Source organism: Paenibacillus sp. 2KB_20, assembly GCF_052115765.1.
In the GTDB taxonomy this organism is placed as follows: Bacteria; Bacillota; Bacilli; order Paenibacillales; family Paenibacillaceae; genus Paenibacillus_AQ.
Genome location: NZ_JBFRHH010000010.1, coordinates 1 through 18,475 on the forward strand (window position 1 = coordinate 1; position 18,475 = coordinate 18,475).

The following is an 18,475-nucleotide window of genomic DNA, read 5'->3' on the forward strand; positions in this document are numbered from 1 at the left end:
AGCGAATCAGGAAGCAGCTCGGCATCGAATCTTGAATTCAGCCGGGCCTTCCGGTGCTCACGTACCCAAAACGTACGCTCCGCTCCTGACGTCCCTAGCTTCATCCAACCTTCTCGGTGCTGAAAATCGACCTTTTTGAACACGCACTTTAAGTATTCCAGCCCTTCTGCAAGGGCGCGGCCCTTCCACGCGTCATTCTCTTGAAACAAACAAATGGCATATATCCAATCATTATCAGTTTTACAAACCTTCCCTCTTTTTATCCAAAGTCTGCTTATTTTGTTTGAATCCTTGCCATGATGTTTTTTCCTGCATGGAAAAGAGGTACAATAAGAGGATAAGGAGGCGAGATCATACCATGAAAATTACATTTATTGAACCAACCCCGAGCCCGAACTCCATGATGCTTCACCTTGACGAAACACTGGAGTCCGGGATTCGCAGAACATATACACTGGACAACGAACGGTCGGCTCCCCCCTGGATTAGGCAGCTGCTCCACATCCCAGGCGTAAAGAGCGTCTTTCATACCCTTGATTTCATCGCGCTCGACCGTAAAGGTAATGCCGATTGGCCTTCCATTCTGGGCGCCGTTCAGGAAATATTCGGTCAGGAGGGCCTTGCGGCCGGACTCCAAGAAGGTGCGGATGGTATCGCTTTTGGAGAGGCTCAAGTATTCGTGCAGTACTTCCGGAATATTCCGATGCAAATTCGTGTCAAAAGCGGGAATCAGGAAGAACGCATCGGTCTGTCGGAGCGCTTTGCCAAAGCGGTAGCCGCGGTGGGAACCACGACGCTCATCAAAGAACGCAAGCTCAAGGAGTACGGCGTTCGCTACGGCCAACTGGAAGGCATCGCACGTGACGTAGAGCAGGAGCTTGAAGCTGCCTTCCCGCAGGAGCGCCTCGATAAGGTCGTTGCCCAGGCGATTGCCCACGGTGCTAGCGACGAGGATTTCGTCGAGCAGCGCCGGAAGCTGACTGACGAGGAAACCGAAGCCGCGCTGCAGAATGAGGACTGGCGCGTCCGTTATGCCGCACTGGATGCACTGGAGCCATCTGAGAAGCATATTCCGCTTCTCCGCCAAGCGCTTCGGGATCCAAAGATGCAGATCCGCCGGCTGGTCGTCGTCTACTTGGGCGATCTTCGCACCCCTGAAGCGATGGAGCTCCTATATGAAGCCATGCGCGACGAAACACCGGCTGTTCGCCGTACCGCAGGCGATACGCTGTCCGATATCGGCGATGCTGCCGCTACCCCGGTCATGATCGAATCGCTCAAAGACAGCAGCAAAATCGTACGCTGGCGTGCGGCCCGTTTCCTGTATGAAGTGGGTACCGAGGAAGCCCGCTCCGCCCTGGAGGAAGCCGCCAACGATCCGGAATTCGAGGTTAGTCTGCAGGCACGAATGGCACTGGAACGCATCGAATCCGGCGAAGAAGCTGCCGGAACCGTCTGGCAGCAAATGGCCAAACGGAATCAATCGTAATCGTATCAACAGGACCACCTTCATACCGTAAAATTTAACCATTGCCTCTAACATGGAATGTGATTTATACTAGGACTCTCTTGTTAGAATTGAATATATAGATAGCCTCATCATTCCAAGATGAGGTAGAGGTTGCAGACATGATCAGTAGTTGTGCCGAGGCGAAGAGAAGCCGGTGAAGCATAGTGAAAGGCATGAATGCCGAAGTGCAGGGTATACTCTTGTATTCTGTGCTGGGGCCGTTGTCGAAAGAGACGGAACTGTCACGGGGATTTCCCCGTGTTGAGCTATCTTCATGGAGGGTATGGTGCGGATACGATAAAGACCGCAGGTATAATACCTGCGGTCTTTTTGTTTCAACAGGGTATATTTTAAATATCATTTCTTAATGTATAGAAGGAGTGTTCGATCTTGAATCGCAAAAAAGCACCAGCTGCTTCGCTGAAGCAGAGCTTTAAAGCCCGTCATATGACAATGATCGCCCTTGGCGGATCGATCGGTACCGGCCTGTTTCTGGCGAGCGGAACGGCCATCGCCTCTGCAGGCCCAGGCGGAGCACTTATCGCCTACGCCGCGGTTGGCCTCATGGTTTACTTTCTGATGACCAGCCTGGGCGAGCTCGCTACGTATCTTCCGGATTCCGGCTCGTTCAGCACCTACGCCTCCCGGTTTGTCAGCCCTGCCTTCGGATTTGCCGTCGGCTGGAACTTCTGGTACAACTGGGCTGTTACCATCGCGGCCGAGCTCGCGGCGGCCACGGTTATTATTAAATTTTGGTTCCCGGACAGCCCGTCATTTCTGTGGAGTCTTCTATTCCTGGCGATTATGTTCGGCTTAAACTTTCTATCCGCCAAAGGATACGGCGAATCGGAATATTGGTTTGCTATCATTAAGGTGGCAACCGTCATTATCTTCCTCATCATCGGTGTCATGATGATATTCGGTATTCTTGGCGGTGAAGCCGTTGGATTCAGCACCTTTAACCTAGGCGATGGGCCGGTACACGGCGGGTTCTTCGCGCTGGTCGGCGTGTTCATGGCTGCCGGCTTCTCCTTCCAGGGAACCGAGCTGATCGGGGTCGCAGCCGGCGAGAGCGAAAATCCGAGAAAACATGTCCCTAAAGCCATCCGTCAGGTGTTCTGGCGCATCCTGATCTTCTATATTTTCGCTATTTTTGTCATCGGCATGCTGATCCCTTACACCCACCCGAGCTTGCTTCAATCCGGGGTCGATAATATCGGAGTCAGCCCTTTCACGCTGGTGTTTGAGAAGGCCGGGCTTGCCTTTGCCGCATCCGTCATGAATGCCGTTATTCTAAGTTCCGTGCTGTCGGCAGGCAACTCGGGAATGTATGCTTCAACCCGCGTCCTGTATGCCATGGCGAAACAAGGAATGGCTCCAAGATGGCTGAGCCGCCTGAACAGCCGCGGCGTACCGGTTGCGGCTCTAATCGTAACCTCTGCCGTAGGTATGCTGGCCTTCCTGGCCTCCTTCTTCGGCGATGGCGTGGTGTACGTGTGGCTCCTGAATGCCTCCGGGATGTGCGGATTCATTAACTGGCTGGCCATTGCCGTGAGTCATTACCGCTTCCGCAAAGCCTATGTCGCCCAAGGTAAAGACCTGAAGGAGCTGCCGTTCCGTGCACGCTGGTTCCCCTTCGGTCCCATCTTCGCCTTCCTGCTCTGTCTTGTAGCCATTATCGGTCAAGGCAATTTCAGCGGGGAGATCGATTGGTTAACGATCATTGCCACTTATGTCAGCATTCCGTTGTTCCTCTCCATCTGGTTCGGCTACCGCTTGATTAAGAAGAGCCGCGTCGTGCCATTGGACGAGTGCGATTTAAGCACGAACGTCAAATAATATAGACCAGACATACCAAAAGCAGCTTCCCTCCCATACTTGGGAACGGAAGCTGCTTTTTTTGATGCGGACATATTACCAAATAATCTGCACTCTCAGATCATCGGTGTTCTCAAACGCATGGTGATAGTATTTGATGGAGCCGAGATTGCTCTTCATCTGCACTTGCTGGAGCACATTCACAAGCTCTCGCTCGCTGCCGTCAAACCGGAACACCAGCTTCTGGCTGCCTTCAGCCTTTGCAGCTTTAACCAATGGTTGGAGCTGTGTATAGGAGCTGACGATGGAACGGGCATCATAGAGCTGATATTCCAGATCCCGTTTCAATTGTTCGTATACTCCGGCTCTCGAACGATCCTTTACGGCAAGCCCTGACAGCGTGTTGCGGTAAAGGGTGCTCGCCTTCGGATAGGATTTGACCCAGGTATGGTCACGGCCCATCTGTTCATCCGTCCGGAGGTAGTACGTATAGGATACCTCGTTGTCGCGATCCGGCACGGGATCGTTCCACGTCGTGTCCAGATGGTACCATTTGCCGTCCAGAAGGACCAGATTCCAGGCATGGAGCTGGCCCTTCGGATTATCGGAGGCATAAGCCGTGCCCTCCACAATTTTGTTCTGGATTCCGGCTTCCTTGAGCAGTTTATGCGTTAACAGGGAATAGCCCTGGCATACTGTGCTTCCGGTATAGAGCCCGTCATAGGCCGTATATTTCGTAAGCGTGGTATCGTATTTCAAGTTCCGGACAACCCAATCGTGGATGGCTTTCACCTTCTCATGATCATTCATGCCCGGCTTGATGATCTGCTTCAAAATGCTGTCGGCATTCTGGTTCACATAGTTCGTCTGCTCCGCAGTCTCGCGATAACTCAACCGAACCGTGACATTGGCGGAACTGGATGTCCCACGATAGTCGTAGCTATAACTAGCAATAGTGTAATGAATATAGGGATCACTGGCCATTGCCTGATCAAGTGCATCTTTAAGCTGCGATTTCAGCGATTGGGTCTCCCCCTGGTAAACAAATCGCACCGTCGATTGCCTGTCGCTCATCGCTGTCAGCAGTTTCTGCTGAATCCCATTGACCGACTTCACGACCGCTTTGTTGGAGGTGGCATAGACATCACTGAGATTAGCTGGTTCAGGTACTGCTGCAACGGTTACCGCCAAAGACCCTATGAACAGTAATTTAACGATTGTTCCTCGGCTTCGTTTCATCGGTACACCCGCCCTTCATCTTCCTCATCCGTATGCACCATTATTGTAACACATAACATCAGGGCTTAAGGGTTCTAGTTTTGTCGACCGGGCACGAATATCAAATACTACCAATAAAATGAGGACAGGAAGGAATCGCTACGTCCCGCGAGCTTCGACATGCGAACCAGAACCTCTGCAGCCTCTGCACGCGTCACCTCACGCTCCGGCAAGAACTTGCCATCAACTGCAGGCAGAAGACCCAGCTTGAGAGCAATCAGGGCTGCTCCTTTGTTAGTGATGGCGTCGGCATCCGATATCCCTTGCACGTCAGTTGGAAGGATAAAGGCTTTGGACAGCTTCTCATAATTCAGGATGCGGGTCAGCGAGCTTGCCAGTTCATCCCTTGTCAGCTTGTGGTCCAGCTGCAGCGGGCTGTCCGGATCATAAGGGATCCAGTTCTGCCCAATCAGCACCTGAATGGCCTGGTAATACGGATGGTCCGGCTGTAAGCCTGCGTATGGATCCATTGTAGGTCTTCCATAAAGCTGCTCATAGGACGGGCTTACCGAAGCCGCCACCAGTTGATACCATTCGCCAAGGGAAATCTGGCGATCCGGGTATACCTTTCCGTCCTTGTCCGGAACCAGCACCCGATATTTCACCAGCTCCTTAAGAGCCGCTTCCGCATAATGCCCCGTCGTATCGGTAACCGCCGGAATATCTTTGCGGCTCATTTCGGGCATGATATCGCGCCATTCCCCGCTCTTGGCATCAAGCGGTACCGTAATGCCGCCGAAGGCCGCCTTTTTATGTGTCGGATAATAAATCAGCTTAATGAAAGGCTTCATAACCTCATTACTGGCCATTGAGTAGCCACCGTAGTAACCGTATTTCAACTTCAGATCAATTTCTTCCAGATATTTAGCTCTTGCCTGCTCCGCACTGATGACCGGTTTTGCATCCGTTGGCAGTTTGGACAGAACGGCGTCCGAATTCACGCTAAAGCCCTGGATCTGCCCGTTGGCTTCCATCGTGAGGCTCAGGGAATCGCCCATGACGCGAATATCACCGACATAGCGTTGGAATGAAAATTGGTAGCTGAGGGTTTTAGTGTCTTTGCCCATTTTTTCAACCGATGTCAGCTTCCATTCCTCGGCGGCATGCGGTACCAGCTTGCTTACCGTCTCGAATGCGAGATCCTGCGCAGCCTGCTGCGAAATCGGGTTCTTCACTTCCGCAGCCTCGGCCCGGTCAAAACGATATCGGTTGTACGAGTAAATCTGCCCGGTCCTGGCGTCCACCTCTGCGGATACCGTCTCCCCTCCGCCCATGGCGGAGAGCTTGTTTTCGCCCCAACTTATGTTCCACGTCTTAACCTCGCTGTTGTTCCATCTTGTACCCAGTCTCTTGGATTCGGTCTTTAAACCAGACGGGAGCTTGATCTGCGATTCCACCCATATGGCTGCTGCCTCTCCGCCAGCGAATGGAGCGGTGATTGGCTTAAAGGTTTCTTTGGATGCCGGAATCGCGCCATTCTCAATCGAGGTAAACCCGCTCTCTTCCCCTGAGAAACTAATGAACTTGCCTGTATTGGCATCCAGTGAATTGCCTGATTGATCATTAGGTATGTAACCTAAGAAATAATTGCCTTTGGCGTTGTTATATAAATTATCAGGTACATAGGCCAAGGATACCTGGAACTGATCTTCAAACACTTTACGGATGGAGGCCTCATTCCATTTCGGTGTGGATGAAGGAAACTCCTCATTGATTTGATTGCGGGAATAGTTCACGGTATTGCCCTGTCCGTCAAGCGTGATCGAGATGCTGTTCACATCCGATTCAATCCCGTTCACCGAGGTCTGGAAATAAAACTCAAACCGCGGCGGGCTGAACAATGCCGCCTGCATCCCGAGATAAGCCTCATTCTCCTTAAGCTCACTCGTCTTCACATCCGATACATGGCTGCCGATCCATTTCAGCGCCTTCTCCTTGGCTGCTTCCCGGGTTAATACCGGTTTGTCGCTACCAGGGTTCATCAAAGAATGAGGGATATAAATGTTAAGAAGTTCCCCCGTGACCGCATTGACCTGGGCATTGAAGCCGGAGCTTGAGTTCCCTTTGGTCAGTACCATTTGCAGATCCCAAGCAAGCGCGCTCGATCTCATGCCATCATTCTCCAGGAACTGCACATTCGACACTTTCACGTTCTTGAGCTCCGGGAAAGCCTTCTTAATGATGTCTTCCGCCTGCTTGGATGAAATTTTTGCACCCTTCGGTATTTCGTTATCCGTTACGCTCTCCGAACCGGTGTTATCGCTGCTAGTCACGGTAGTTACCGTATCGGATACAATGATTCCGCTGCCCGGAACGGAATTGTCTCCCCATACCGGCTGCGCCAAACATAGCATGGCTGTAGCCGTAACCGCGCACACGGTCTTTTTTACCCTTACCTTCTTCTTACCCGATGGATTCACTTGATTCGCTCCCTTCCATTACTTGAACCTAACCATGCCTTACTTACACATGATGATATCCTTAACAAGTGCCTGTACACGGCAGCAATGACATAACCAAGCTACCTAAATAATACCATAACTTGTCTATATATTCCTTATGTAGTAAGCTTCCGAAACATAACCTGCATCGTTAAGGATGAACAAAGTGTAACTATTTCGATCCCGCTTCTTGCGAATGGGGAATTCCCTTTCGAACACATCTTAACCAAGCCGCGCCGCTTCAACAAAAGCCGCAGTGCGACGCTTGATCTCCTCCATATTGCCGGACACGAGGGCATCCTGCGGAAGCAGCGCGCTGCCTAAACCAACCGCTGCCGCGCCTGCATGAAAATAATCCGTAAGATTATCCAACGTAACTCCACCCGTTGCAAGCAGCGGAATGTGATTCAGCGGACCCTGAAGCTCCCGGATAAATGACAAGCCCAGACTGGCCATAGGAAACAGCTTCACGATCTCGGCCCCGGCTGCGTACGCCGCGACGATCTCCGTTGGCGTCATTGCCCCTGGCCATACATCAATTCCCTGCTCCAAAGCAAATTCGATGACGGAAAGATCCGTGTTCGGGGAAATCAGAAATTGAGCTCCGGCTGAGACCGCTTCCTTCGCCATCTCCACATCAAGCACGGTTCCCGCACCTATATATACAGCGCCATCATAGCGAGTACGCCAATCCTGGATCATATGTAAAGCACCTTCCGTATTCATGGTCACTTCCATGAACCGGATTCCGCCTTGGGTCAATCCTTCTCCTACGAAGTTCGCCTGTTCTCTCGTAATGCCCCGCACGATGGCAACGATTTTCTCGCGTTTGAGTTCAGCTGTCAGTTTCAATGTGTTCCCCCATTTCTATTTACACTTCCGGCACGTTCCTAAATCGCAAGGGCCGTAACTTCAGCCTGCTTCAAGTATATGCGGTTCGAAGCGTTCACGCAAAAAGAGCAGGCCCGGAAAACTGTCTTCCCGACCTGCTCTTTAACATCTATAAGGTTATCCGCGGAATTCAGACAGCTCTGCGCCGAGTTCACGCGTTGCTCCGTATACGCTTTGATAGAGTCCAAACAATTTATCATAGGCCTGAACCGCCTGCGGATTCGGAGAATACGAGCGTGCCGGCCGCAAAAACGCCTTTGCGCAGTCCTGAAGGTTCGGGAACCAGCCGCAACCGTAAGCTGCCAGCATCGCCGCACCCATAGCCGGGCCCTGTTCGCTTTCCAGCTTCACGATTTCAGCATTAAACACGTCCGCCTGCATTTGCAGCCACGTTTCGTTCTTGGCGCCGCCCCCGATGGAAATAACGCGGTCGATCCGCTTGCCGGATGCGCGGAGGATATCGATGGATTCGCGGAGAGAGAACGTAATCCCCTCGAGTACCGAACGTGCAAAGTGAGGTAGCTTATGTCCGGCGTCCATGCCAATGAAGCTGCCGCGGATGGTGGCATCCGGATGCGGCGTGCGTTCACCGACGATATACGGCGTGAACAGCAGCCCTCCGCTGCCAGCCGGGATGCTTCCGATATCGCTCAACAGCGCGTCAAAGGAGATATCCGGCGCAAAGGTATCCTTGAACCAGGTCAGGCTGTATCCCGCTGCCAGAGTCACGCCCATGATATAGTAAGCGTCTTTCTCGCTATGATTAAAGAAATGAACCTTCCCTGCAAAATCCACCTCGCGACGCTCCTCATAGGACAAGACCACGCCTGATGTACCAATACTGCACATCGTCTGCCCTTCTTCGAGAATGCCGGCGCCGATGGCGCCGCAGGCATTGTCCGCCCCGCCGGCAAATACCTTCGTCTCTGGCAATAGAGCCGATTGCTTAGCGATCTCAGGAAGCAGAGTGCCGCACTCGTCGAAGGATTCGACCAGCGGTGGGCATAAGGTGTGCGGCAGCTGGAAGGCATCCAGAATATCGCTGCTCCAAGACTTGCCCGCCACATCCAGCAGCAGCGTTCCGGCTGCATCGGAATAGTCCATCGCGTATTGCCCAGTCAGGCGGAAACGCACATAATCTTTAGGCAGCAGGAACAGGGCAGCCTGTTCGAGCAGCTCCGGTTCAAACTCCTGCACCCATAGAATCTTGGGTAGGGTGAAACCTTCCAGCGCGCGATTGCGTGCAATCCCGAGTAGCTTCTCCTGCAGGGTCTCCTCGATGCGACGGCATTGCGCCGTTGTGCGCGTGTCATTCCACAGAATGGCCGGTCGCAGCACTGCACCCTCACCGTCTACCAAGACCAGACCGTGCATCTGGCCGGAAAAGCTTAACCCCTCAACCTCGGATGGGTCAATGTTGTTTCCGTTCATTAATTGCCGTAACGACAATACCGTTTTGTCCACCCAATCCTCCGGTCGCTGCTCGCTGTATCCCGGCTTCGGCTGGCTCAGCGGATACGACTCTGAATGCTCGGCGACAACCTTGCCGCCGCGATCCACCAGCACGGTCTTCACAGCACTGGTCCCCAAATCAACTCCGATAACGTAACTCATCTAAATCCTCCTTCGTCTCCTCATGAACCGAACATGAAAACATCGTTGGCATTTCCCCCCCGGGCTCACGATGCGTGATCCGGAGCATGCTTGGATGGCTGTCGACCCTAGCTCGCTATAGTTTGCTGTTTGAAATAAGTACACCGGCTTCCCTGAAGGGAGCCGGTGAAGGTTTGGATTTCATGATACAAACACTAAAACGTGTATCGATTAATTGGCAAGAATGTACTGGTTCAGAATCGCTTTCAGCATTTCTTGACGTCCGGATTCGTTCTTGCGCGGAGACTCGTTGTTCAGCGCGTATTCTGCAAGAGAAGCCAGTGTAGCCTTGCCGGATACGACGTCTGCGCCGATGCCTTCACTAAAGCTGCTATAGCGCTTCGCAATGAAGTCCTCGAATACGCGGTCTTCGATCAGCTTCGCTGCCACCTTCAAGCCTTTTGCGTAAGTATCCATACCGGCGATGTGCGCATGGAACAAATCTTCCGGCTCGAAGGACGGACGGCGAACCTTCGCATCGAAGTTCACGCCGCCGCGGCCGAGACCGCCGTTCATCAGCACTTCGTACAGCGTCAATGTCGCGTCGTAGATGTTAACCGGGAATTCGTCCGTATCCCATCCGATCAGCATATCGCCTTGGTTCGCATCGAGGGAACCGAGCATGCCGTTGATGCGTGCTACGCGAAGCTCATGTTCGAAGGTATGACCAGCGAGCGTGGCGTGGTTGGCTTCGAGATTTAGTTTAAAGTGCTTGTCGAGACCGTATTTTTGCAGGAATGCAATCGTTGTGGCCGCATCAAAGTCATATTGGTGCTTCGTTGGCTCCTTCGGTTTAGGCTCGATCAGGAATTGGGCGTCAAAGCCGATTTCCTTCGCATAATCAACCGCCATATGGAACAGGCGCGCCAGATTATCCAGTTCAAGGCTCATATCTGTGTTGAGCAGGGTCTCATAACCTTCGCGGCCTCCCCAGAACACATAGTTCTCGGCGCCGAGGCGTTTGCCGACTTCAAGGCCCTTCTTCACTTGCGCAGCCGCATGAGCGTATACATCCGCATTGCACGTAGTGCCCGCACCATGCATGAAACGAGGATTCGTGAACATGTTCGCCGTGTTCCAGAGCAATTTTTTGCCGGTGGACTTCATGTGATCTTCAATCGAATCCACGATTGTATCAATATTGCTGTAGAACTCACGCAGGCTGCTGCCTTCCGGTGCAATGTCCACATCGTGGAAGCAAAAATACGGAAGGTTCATTTTCTCCATGAACTCGAAACCTGCCTCAACACGTGCTTTGGCGAGGTCCATGCCGGAGTAATTGCCCCAAGGGCGAACCGCAGTGTCGGCGCCGAACGGATCCGAACCCCCTGCAGTCAATGTATGCCAGTAAGCCATGGCGAAACGGAGATGCTCTTCCATCGTTTTGCCGGCTACAACTTCTGTTGGATTATAAAATTTAAAAGCATAAGGGTTGGTTGATTGGCTGCCTTCGTACTCGACTTTGCTAATGTTGTTAAAATAGGCCATGAATAAATCCTCCTATACCTTGTTAAGGTGTGGTTAACGCTTACAAGGTTATCCTATCACAGGATTTCCACTTTGTCTATTGGTTAAACAAAGTATTGTTTTACAACTTTTTCAAAACCGATGTCCCCTCCTATTAGGATTATTTTCTACTAAAGTTCAACAATCTCCGTTTGGCTTACTGATGATTCTTCTAAATCCATATTCAAATGTTACGACGATGGAAACCACCGGACTAAGGATTGTGAGTGCCCGGGCAGCGTTACGGGCTGTTGCAATTTCGGGGCTTAGCCCCTAGACTATGAGCATATCAAGTCTCCAAAACTTATAATGATTAGAAAGCAAGACTAAAAGGATGAATACACATGGCGAATATTACCGGTGACCAGGCTCTGGTCAAAAAAATAAATACCTCAATTATTCTCGATACGATACGGCAGCACGCCCCTGTTTCCCGAGCAAAAGTATCCACGCTGACCGGACTGAACAAGGCTACCGTCTCCAATCTCGTACAGGAGCTGTACAGCAACCACCTGGTCCAGGAGATCGGACCCGGCGAATCCAGCGGCGGCAGGAAGCCGCAGCTGCTGCTGTTTAACGGACAAGCTGGTTATGCCGTCGGCGTCGAGCTGCGCGTCAAGCAAATGACCGCCGTGCTTACAGATCTGGAAGGCCGGATTCTTTCCGAAGAGGATACCGCCCTTGAAGGACATGACGTGGAATCGGTGACGCGGCTGATGGTTAGCCTGATTCATGGCCTGACGCGGCAGGCTCCTCCCTCCCCATACGGCATCATCGGGATCGGCGTAGGCGTCCCTGGGATGGTTGACGGTGACGGCACCGTCCTCTTCGCTCCCAACTTGGGATGGGACATGGTGCCGCTGCAGAAGCAGCTCGAGCAGGAGCTGGGACTTCCCGTTACCATCGACAATGAAGCGAACGCGGGCGCCCAAGGCGAGCTGCGCTTCGGAGCTGGCCGGGACGCTCGCCATCTCCTCTATATCAGTGCTGGCAGCGGTATCGGCTCTGGCATTATCATCAATGGCGAGCTTTATAAGGGCGCCCGCGGATATGCCGGCGAAAGCGGCCATATGTCCATCGAAACCGACGGACTGGAATGCACCTGCGGCAACCGCGGCTGCTGGGAGCTGTATGCCTCGGAGAAATCCTACGACAGCAAAGGCGCCGCTCTCCCGTCCAGGCGGACATCCGAGCTGATTCACCATGCAGAACAAGACCATGAGGAGACCATCCGGCATTTTGAAGAGCTCGGACGTTATCTCGGCGTTGGCATTACCAATCTTGTCAACGGATTCAATCCGCAATCGGTCATTATTGGCGGTCCGCTGTCCGACGCGCGGGCTTGGATTGAGGATACGCTGCGACAGGTCGTTGCCCAGCGCACGCTTCCCTACCACCGTGAGCTAATGGAGATCCGGTTCGCCGAGCTGGGCAGCCGCTCGACCATGATCGGTGCGGCTTACTCCGCCATCTCGCAATTTCTGGGGCCGATCCGGGTCTCCATGCCGATTCATTAAAATTGACGATATTTTGTCGTAATTAACACCCTGCATATTAAGGAAATTCCCGCGATTTTCCGCTATAATTAATCTCGTCCTGTAATTTAAATCACGATTCTCCTCGTGGAGAAACGTGTGATCGTTATACAAAAGGGAGAGGAAACGCTCAAATGACCTATGTAAGCACTGCGGAAATATCGGCACAAATGTTTGTGACCATATTGCTGTTTCTCCTAGTTATCGCACCTTTGTTCAGTCTCGCCATCATGCGTTTTTTTCAAGGCAAGAAAAAAGTCGGTTTCATTCTCCTCGGCTCCGGCGTGGCTGCATACGTCGTATTCCAGATCATCATGAGTCTGTTTTTTAGCAAGTGAACATGATCTGAGCGAACGTTGGCAGCATAGGCTCGGAAGCTAAAAAAGCTCCTACCCTGATTCAGGGAAGGAGCTTTTTATTCATATCATGAAGCAAGCGATCGGCTTGCCATGACGCCTGATTAGATTAACCCTCCGGGTTCAACGCTTTGTTGAACTGGAGCTTGTTCATGCCAAGTATGCGGTGCTCGCCGATGATCGTGAGCGGTACTGCGCGAACGCCCATATCCCATACTTGCTGCGCGAATTCGTCGTTTTGCTCGATGTTGCGCTCTTCAAATTCGATGCCTTGATCGGACAAGAAGCCTTTTACTTGTTTGCAGTGCGGGCAGTTGTTCGAAGTGTATACAATCACATTTTCCATGGTTCGTCAGTCTCCTCTACTTATGATTTGGCTCTGCTAAAAGCCCGTTCGATCCCTATCTATCAGTTTACAACACGACAGCGTTGTGTTCCAAGCTCTCGATATATTTCTCCGCATCCATAGCTGCCATACAGCCGCTTCCTGCCGCAGTGATCGCTTGTCTGTAACGAGTATCCTGCACGTCGCCGCAAGCAAATACGCCTTGGATATTCGTCTCCGATGTTCCCGGGGTCGTTACGATATAACCGTTCGGATCCGTCGTAATGTTTCCGCCGAGGAAACCGGTGTTCGGATGATGACCGATCGCCACGAATACGCCGCTGACCGTGATCGTTTCTTCTTCCCCAGTCTCATTGTTAAGCACTTTGATACCTTTGACGCCTGTCTCGTCCGCAATGACTTCCTGCGGTGTGCGGTTCAATGCCCATTCGATTTTTTCGTTAGCGCGGGCGCGATCCTGCATAATTTTCGAGGCACGAAGCTCCTCCCGACGGTGAACCAGCGTTACTTTGGATGCAAAGCGGGTCAGGAAATTCGCTTCCTCCAGCGCGGAATCTCCGCCGCCGACAACAACGATCTCTTTGCCGCGGAAGAAGAATCCGTCACATGTTGCGCAGGTACTTACACCGCGTCCTACATTATCCTGTTCTCCCGGAATGCCAAGGTATTTGGCCGTTGCGCCTGTAGAGATGATCAACGTTTCGGCAACTACCTCGCCGATACCGTCTACGTCCAGCTTAAACGGACGCTCTCCGAATTCCACGCTGTTCACCCAGCCTGTACGAAATTCCGCGCCAAAACGTTCAGCCTGCTGACGCATATTGTCCATCAGTTCAGGACCCATGATACCTTCGGGAAAACCCGGGAAATTCTCAACTTCGGTTGTGGTTGTCAACTGCCCGCCAGGTTGCGGACCTTCAATGACGAGTGGGCTCAGGTTCGCACGAGCCAGGTAGATTGCAGCCGTAAGGCCGGCAGGGCCTGTGCCTATAATAACGGATTTGTACATATCGTTTCCCTCCTATATATGGAACGCTTAATTATAATCATTATAAATTAATATTAATTATGGTTATATCAGAGCCGTCTGTCAATATGTCACATCACACCCCATCTGAAAATATTGTTAATCCATTCTTCATAAATCGCACTGAAATCCAATATTTTTGGGAATTGGACCCCTTTCTGCAATGAAGAAGACGGTCTTGATGCTCTGGAAACGTTTACTTCGAAAATAATCGTACGCATTGAGGGAGTTAGATGAATATAAGGCTACCAAGTGCCTCCCCCACTCTTTCAACGAAAGGAAGATGAATGTTTGATGAAAAAAGGACAACGTAGGCACGAGCCCTAATGCCGAACCTAGCAGCGTAGAAGTTTGGGAGAAATCGCGATCGTCCACGGCCATTGAGCGCCAACCAAAAAATCCCCTTCTTCCCGAAGAGGAAAAGAAGGGGACTTTATCATTAACACAAGCACAGATTAGCGATGACCGATCGATTAATGGTTGGAACGCAGCAGACGAAGCCCGTTCAGTATAACCAGAATAGTGCTCCCCTCGTGACCGATGACGCCCAGTGGCAGCGCAACGCCTTGAATGAAATTGGCTGCAATCAGCGTCAAAATCACGGTGATGGCAAAGATCATATTTTGCTTCACGATGCGCTGAACCCGGCGTGCCACCTTGACGGTGCCGGCAATTTCATCGATGTTATCATTCATAAGCACCGCATCCGCTACCTCCAGCGCCGTTCCGCTTCCCGAAACGCCCATGCCGATGCCGACGGTCGCGGTGGCCAGTGCCGGCGCATCGTTCACACCATCTCCAACCATAACCACATGGCCGTAACGGGACCGAAGCTCCTTAATATGTGTAACTTTATCTTCCGGAAGCAAGTCGGAGAACACCATGTCTACGCCGCTTTGCTTCGCAATCACGTCCGCCGTCGCCTTGCGGTCCCCCGTCAGCATCGCTACCTTGATGCCCAGCTGCTGAAGCTGCTTAACGGCCATTGCCGCTTGAGGCCGGACCGCATCCTGCAGAGCGATCATGCCCGCGATACGGTCTCCCTTCAGAATAACGGATACCGTCTTGCCTTCGGATTCCAGCGTGTTCCGGATGGACAGCCAGTGCTGGCGATTCTCTTCAAGCACGCTCAAATCTTTTTGCGCGGAAGCTTCACCCGAATACTGATCTGCAGTCGGTTGATCCAAAATATCACTTTTTCCTATTTTCCAGGTAATTCCTTCCACTTCCGCCTGCATACCCCAGCCTGTTATGGACTGCCCGTTCTCCACCTGCTGCAGCTCGGCCCCCTCTTTCTGAGCCGATTGGACAATCGCCAAGGCCAGAGGATGCTTCGACATTCTTTCGATAGAAGCACTGATGCCAAGCAATTCATGCCGATCCCAGCCCTCGCCTGCGATAAAATCCGTAACCACTGGCGTACCAAGCGTCAAGGTACCGGTCTTATCAAAAGCAACAACCGCCGTGCGTGCCATATTCTCGATATGGGCGCCGCCTTTGAATAGTACGCCTTTTCTGGCGCGATTGGAAATCGCCGACAGCATCGCAGGCATGATCGAAGATACCAGCGCGCAAGGGGATGCCACGACGAGAAACACCATCGCTTTGTAGAAGGTTGTATCCCAGTCCCATCCCAGAACGGGAGTAGCCAGAACAATCAGGGCCACGGTCGCAATGACAACGACACGGGCATAAATCGATTCAAACCGCTTGATGAACCGCTGCGATTCCGGTACTTCGTTCTCCGCTTCTTCCACCAGTTTGATAATCTTGGCGAACAACGTGGATTCCGCCGACTGGGTAACCTCAATGTACAATACGCCTTCCCCGTTCAAGGTTCCGGTAAATACTTCATCGCCTATGGACTTGTCGACCGGTACGGATTCGCCGGTAATCGAAGCCTGGTTGACCGAGGAGCTGCCGCGATAAATTTTGCCGTCTGCAGGAATAAGCTCGCCCGGCTTTACCAGAATCAGGTCACCTATCTCCAGCTTGCTGATGGATATTGATACCATCTCCCCCTTCTCGATGCGCAGAGCCGTCTCCGGCTGCAGCTCCATCAAGGACGAGATATCCTTGCGACTTCTTTCCATGGTATAACTCTCAAGCGCCCCACTGAGGGCAAAGATGAAGATCAGCATTGCGCCTTCATTCCAGTACCCGATCGCTGCAGCTCCCATTGCAGCAGCAATCATTAGCAGATTCACATCCAGATCGCGCTCCTTCAGAAGGGTCTCCACACCTTCTTTGGCCTTTACCCATCCGCCGACGGCGTAGGATATCACATACAACACAACAGAGAGCGGCTCAGACCATTGGCTGGTCAGCCAAGCCACCAGCATCAGCAGACCGCTGCCCAGTGCAGCCACGACCTCCGCGTTGCTCAGCAGGCTGCGTATATCCCACTTCCCAGGCTGCCGCGGCTCACGTGGATCCGCTCCATTTTCTATTGTCGATATGCGTCCAGTCGTCGTTTGACTTTGTATCCATTGCATAACCAATCACCTTCCTAGTTGAGAATGAGATCCATTATTACTACCCTTAAAATGACACATGCTGCCCCGGCTTGGCCGGAGCAGCATGCTAAATGAGAATGAGAATCATTTTTGAACTTATACAATTTATTTTCCTTCGTACAACTTTATATGTATCATACTCATTTCACCCTCATTTGTAAACCATATTTTTCACATTTTTTAATTGCTGAAGAGTGCCTATTGGTGTTCCCTGATGCTGAAGATGAACCTTCAACACGTAAAAAAGCCCTTGCGATCTCTCGCAAGGACTTCTCTCTATACAATCACTTATTTCGTAAAGCGCTCACATTCCATCAATCGACAATCGTCGAACATCTGCGGCGCATCTCCAGCCTCGCGCCGGTTATTCGAATGGCTGCAATCTCTGAGGGCTGACAGCACACCTCATGTATGCCCTGCCGGTAAACCATCCGTAAATCCGTGGCAGCCACCCCATTGATCCGGAGCGTTAATTGCGGCTTCGTTCGCCTAATTCGATGGATCATCTCTGAGAAAGCCGCAACCCTGTGTCCTGCCTCATCCGACGATCCGAGATTCTCCGTCCCCTCCGAATCGAATACAATCACATCGGCCAAACGGGCAATCTCCGCTGCCGCTGCTGGGTTCATCCCTTCTCCGAACAGCGCCCCATAGCGAATACGCACAAAACGCCTTTGATCCATAAGGGTCTGCTCTGCCACTTCTTCGATAAAATTATGAATCGATATAAAGTCATCCGCGTGCGCCGGACGTACAGCCAGGACCTCTAATTGGCAATCTACGCCTTCCTCGCTGCACTGCTCCACAGCTCGGAACAGGGACTCCAGCTGAGCATCCTGCACTTCACGTAACTCCATCGTGTTGGAAAGCCGGGTATCATGCAGCAAGCTGACCGCACATCGGGCTCCACCCGCCGCCTGAAACACCGACATCCAATAGGTCTTCCATAGCATAATGAGTCTCCGCCTTAAAAGGGCGCTCTTCTCTGCGCTCCGCGAATTCAACCACGCCGTGTAAACCTCCTGCAGCAGGCCATGCTGCAGAGCATCCTCCCCGCGTATCAGCCCAATTCCCTGAGCACCTTGCCTGATATCTCGTGCAATGGATTCAGGGTCTGCGGATCGGCTCATGACTTTCAGTCTTCGGTTCCTGTCACTCCACCCCAGCAGTCGGGTCAAGGAAGGTCTGTCCATGCCGTTATGCCGGATCCCGGAAACCCTGAGGGCTTCTTCAATATCGTCAGGCGATGCCAGTAACAGCAATACCTCCTCATGGGTGACTCCTCCTGCCATTGCAAAATGCTTCAGCAGATCCGTCTCGGGAGAAATCTCGTTTGCCATAATCTCCTCTGCTCTGATGAACTCTTCATCTTCAAATCGACGCTCTCCCAATTCACTGCCAGCTCCCCATTGCCTTTCCGTCATGGTTATCCTTCTACTCCCTTTCACCTTGAATTGGATAAACGCCTCCTTACAGATTATTATGAAACAATTGGAAATATACAGCGCATGGGATAAACACCGGCTGAAAAATATCGGGAGGGAACGAACCATGCCCCTACTCTCTTTATGCAGGATGCCTGCGCAAAGGCGGGAAAG

The 18,475-nt window shown here is 52.0% G+C and carries 13 protein-coding genes and 1 riboswitch; of the genes, 4 read left to right on the plus strand and 9 right to left on the minus strand.

All coding sequences use genetic code 11. From position 1 onward, the window contains the following. Positions 1 to 358 precede the first annotated feature (358 nt). A complete protein-coding gene (locus tag AB4124_RS24495; RefSeq protein WP_339268100.1) occupies positions 359 to 1,489 on the plus strand; it encodes a virulence factor in 1,131 nt (376 codons plus the stop codon). A gap of 118 nt (positions 1,490 to 1,607) precedes the next feature. Continuing rightward, a riboswitch (Lysine riboswitch) is annotated at positions 1,608 to 1,787 on the plus strand. A 170-nt stretch (positions 1,788 to 1,957) separates the two neighbouring features. Next, on the plus strand, positions 1,958 to 3,349 hold the full coding sequence (locus tag AB4124_RS24500) for an amino acid permease (RefSeq protein ID WP_244879126.1): 1,392 nt from the start codon (positions 1,958 to 1,960) through the stop codon (positions 3,347 to 3,349). A gap of 75 nt (positions 3,350 to 3,424) precedes the next feature. Here the strand turns inward: AB4124_RS24500 and AB4124_RS24505 are convergent, their stop codons facing one another. The 5 genes from AB4124_RS24505 to xylA form a co-directional block, all read right to left on the minus strand. Beyond that, on the minus strand, positions 3,425 to 4,567 hold the full coding sequence (locus AB4124_RS24505; RefSeq protein WP_339268102.1) for a transglutaminase domain-containing protein: 1,143 nt from the start codon (positions 4,565 to 4,567) through the stop codon (positions 3,425 to 3,427). A gap of 107 nt (positions 4,568 to 4,674) precedes the next feature. Continuing rightward, positions 4,675 to 7,026, minus strand: coding sequence for a YcdB/YcdC domain-containing protein (locus tag AB4124_RS24510; RefSeq protein ID WP_441974484.1), 2,352 nt, complete (start codon positions 7,024 to 7,026; stop codon positions 4,675 to 4,677). A gap of 243 nt (positions 7,027 to 7,269) precedes the next feature. After that, positions 7,270 to 7,899, minus strand: coding sequence for a bifunctional 4-hydroxy-2-oxoglutarate aldolase/2-dehydro-3-deoxy-phosphogluconate aldolase (locus tag AB4124_RS24515; RefSeq protein ID WP_076325406.1), 630 nt, complete (start codon positions 7,897 to 7,899; stop codon positions 7,270 to 7,272). A gap of 156 nt (positions 7,900 to 8,055) precedes the next feature. Continuing rightward, the gene (gene xylB, locus AB4124_RS24520; protein ID WP_441974485.1) at positions 8,056 to 9,552 is read right to left on the minus strand and encodes a xylulokinase; all 1,497 of its coding nucleotides are present in this window, start codon (positions 9,550 to 9,552) and stop codon (positions 8,056 to 8,058) included. Positions 9,553 to 9,762: 210 nt separating this feature from the next. Beyond that, complete coding sequence (gene xylA / locus AB4124_RS24525) at positions 9,763 to 11,079, minus strand: xylose isomerase (RefSeq protein WP_441974486.1); 1,317 nt, start codon at positions 11,077 to 11,079, stop codon at positions 9,763 to 9,765. A 362-nt stretch (positions 11,080 to 11,441) separates the two neighbouring features. On the opposite strand from xylA, the gene AB4124_RS24530 reads away from it, so the two are divergent. Both AB4124_RS24530 and AB4124_RS24535 read left to right on the plus strand, forming a co-directional pair. Then, complete coding sequence (locus AB4124_RS24530) at positions 11,442 to 12,614, plus strand: ROK family protein (RefSeq protein ID WP_441974487.1); 1,173 nt, start codon at positions 11,442 to 11,444, stop codon at positions 12,612 to 12,614. 152 nt (positions 12,615 to 12,766) lie between these two features. Next, a complete protein-coding gene (locus AB4124_RS24535; RefSeq protein WP_076325402.1) occupies positions 12,767 to 12,970 on the plus strand; it encodes a hypothetical protein in 204 nt (67 codons plus the stop codon). A gap of 127 nt (positions 12,971 to 13,097) precedes the next feature. Here the strand turns inward: AB4124_RS24535 and AB4124_RS24540 are convergent, their stop codons facing one another. The 4 genes from AB4124_RS24540 to AB4124_RS24555 form a co-directional block, all read right to left on the minus strand. After that, positions 13,098 to 13,334, minus strand: coding sequence for a glutaredoxin family protein (locus tag AB4124_RS24540; protein WP_076325401.1), 237 nt, complete (start codon positions 13,332 to 13,334; stop codon positions 13,098 to 13,100). 67 nt (positions 13,335 to 13,401) lie between these two features. Then, entirely contained in the window at positions 13,402 to 14,343 is a 942-nt protein-coding gene (gene trxB, locus AB4124_RS24545; protein ID WP_213647740.1) for a thioredoxin-disulfide reductase, read from the minus strand. Positions 14,344 to 14,834: 491 nt separating this feature from the next. Continuing rightward, positions 14,835 to 16,856 carry a heavy metal translocating P-type ATPase gene (locus AB4124_RS24550; protein ID WP_441974488.1) on the minus strand — a complete coding sequence of 674 codons (2,022 nt, stop codon included), beginning with the start codon at positions 16,854 to 16,856 and terminating at the stop codon, positions 14,835 to 14,837. Positions 16,857 to 17,191: 335 nt separating this feature from the next. Next, the gene (locus AB4124_RS24555) at positions 17,192 to 18,301 is read right to left on the minus strand and encodes a PEP-utilizing enzyme, TIM barrel domain protein (RefSeq protein WP_379406687.1); all 1,110 of its coding nucleotides are present in this window, start codon (positions 18,299 to 18,301) and stop codon (positions 17,192 to 17,194) included. Positions 18,302 to 18,475 lie beyond the last annotated feature (174 nt).

Coding starts and splice junctions, on each gene's coding strand:
- AB4124_RS24495 (WP_339268100.1), top strand. CDS start 359: ATGAAAATTACATTTATTGAACCAACCCCGAGCCCGAACTCCATGATG.
- AB4124_RS24500 (WP_244879126.1), top strand. CDS start 1,958: ATGACAATGATCGCCCTTGGCGGATCGATCGGTACCGGCCTGTTTCTG.
- AB4124_RS24505 (WP_339268102.1), bottom strand. CDS start 4,567: ATGAAACGAAGCCGAGGAACAATCGTTAAATTACTGTTCATAGGGTCT.
- xylB (WP_441974485.1), bottom strand. CDS start 9,552: ATGAGTTACGTTATCGGAGTTGATTTGGGGACCAGTGCTGTGAAGACC.
- xylA (WP_441974486.1), bottom strand. CDS start 11,079: ATGGCCTATTTTAACAACATTAGCAAAGTCGAGTACGAAGGCAGCCAA.
- AB4124_RS24530 (WP_441974487.1), top strand. CDS start 11,442: ATGGCGAATATTACCGGTGACCAGGCTCTGGTCAAAAAAATAAATACC.
- AB4124_RS24535 (WP_076325402.1), top strand. CDS start 12,767: ATGACCTATGTAAGCACTGCGGAAATATCGGCACAAATGTTTGTGACC.
- AB4124_RS24540 (WP_076325401.1), bottom strand. CDS start 13,334: ATGGAAAATGTGATTGTATACACTTCGAACAACTGCCCGCACTGCAAA.
- trxB (WP_213647740.1), bottom strand. CDS start 14,343: ATGTACAAATCCGTTATTATAGGCACAGGCCCTGCCGGCCTTACGGCT.
- AB4124_RS24550 (WP_441974488.1), bottom strand. CDS start 16,856: ATGCAATGGATACAAAGTCAAACGACGACTGGACGCATATCGACAATA.
- AB4124_RS24555 (WP_379406687.1), bottom strand. CDS start 18,301: ATGACGGAAAGGCAATGGGGAGCTGGCAGTGAATTGGGAGAGCGTCGA.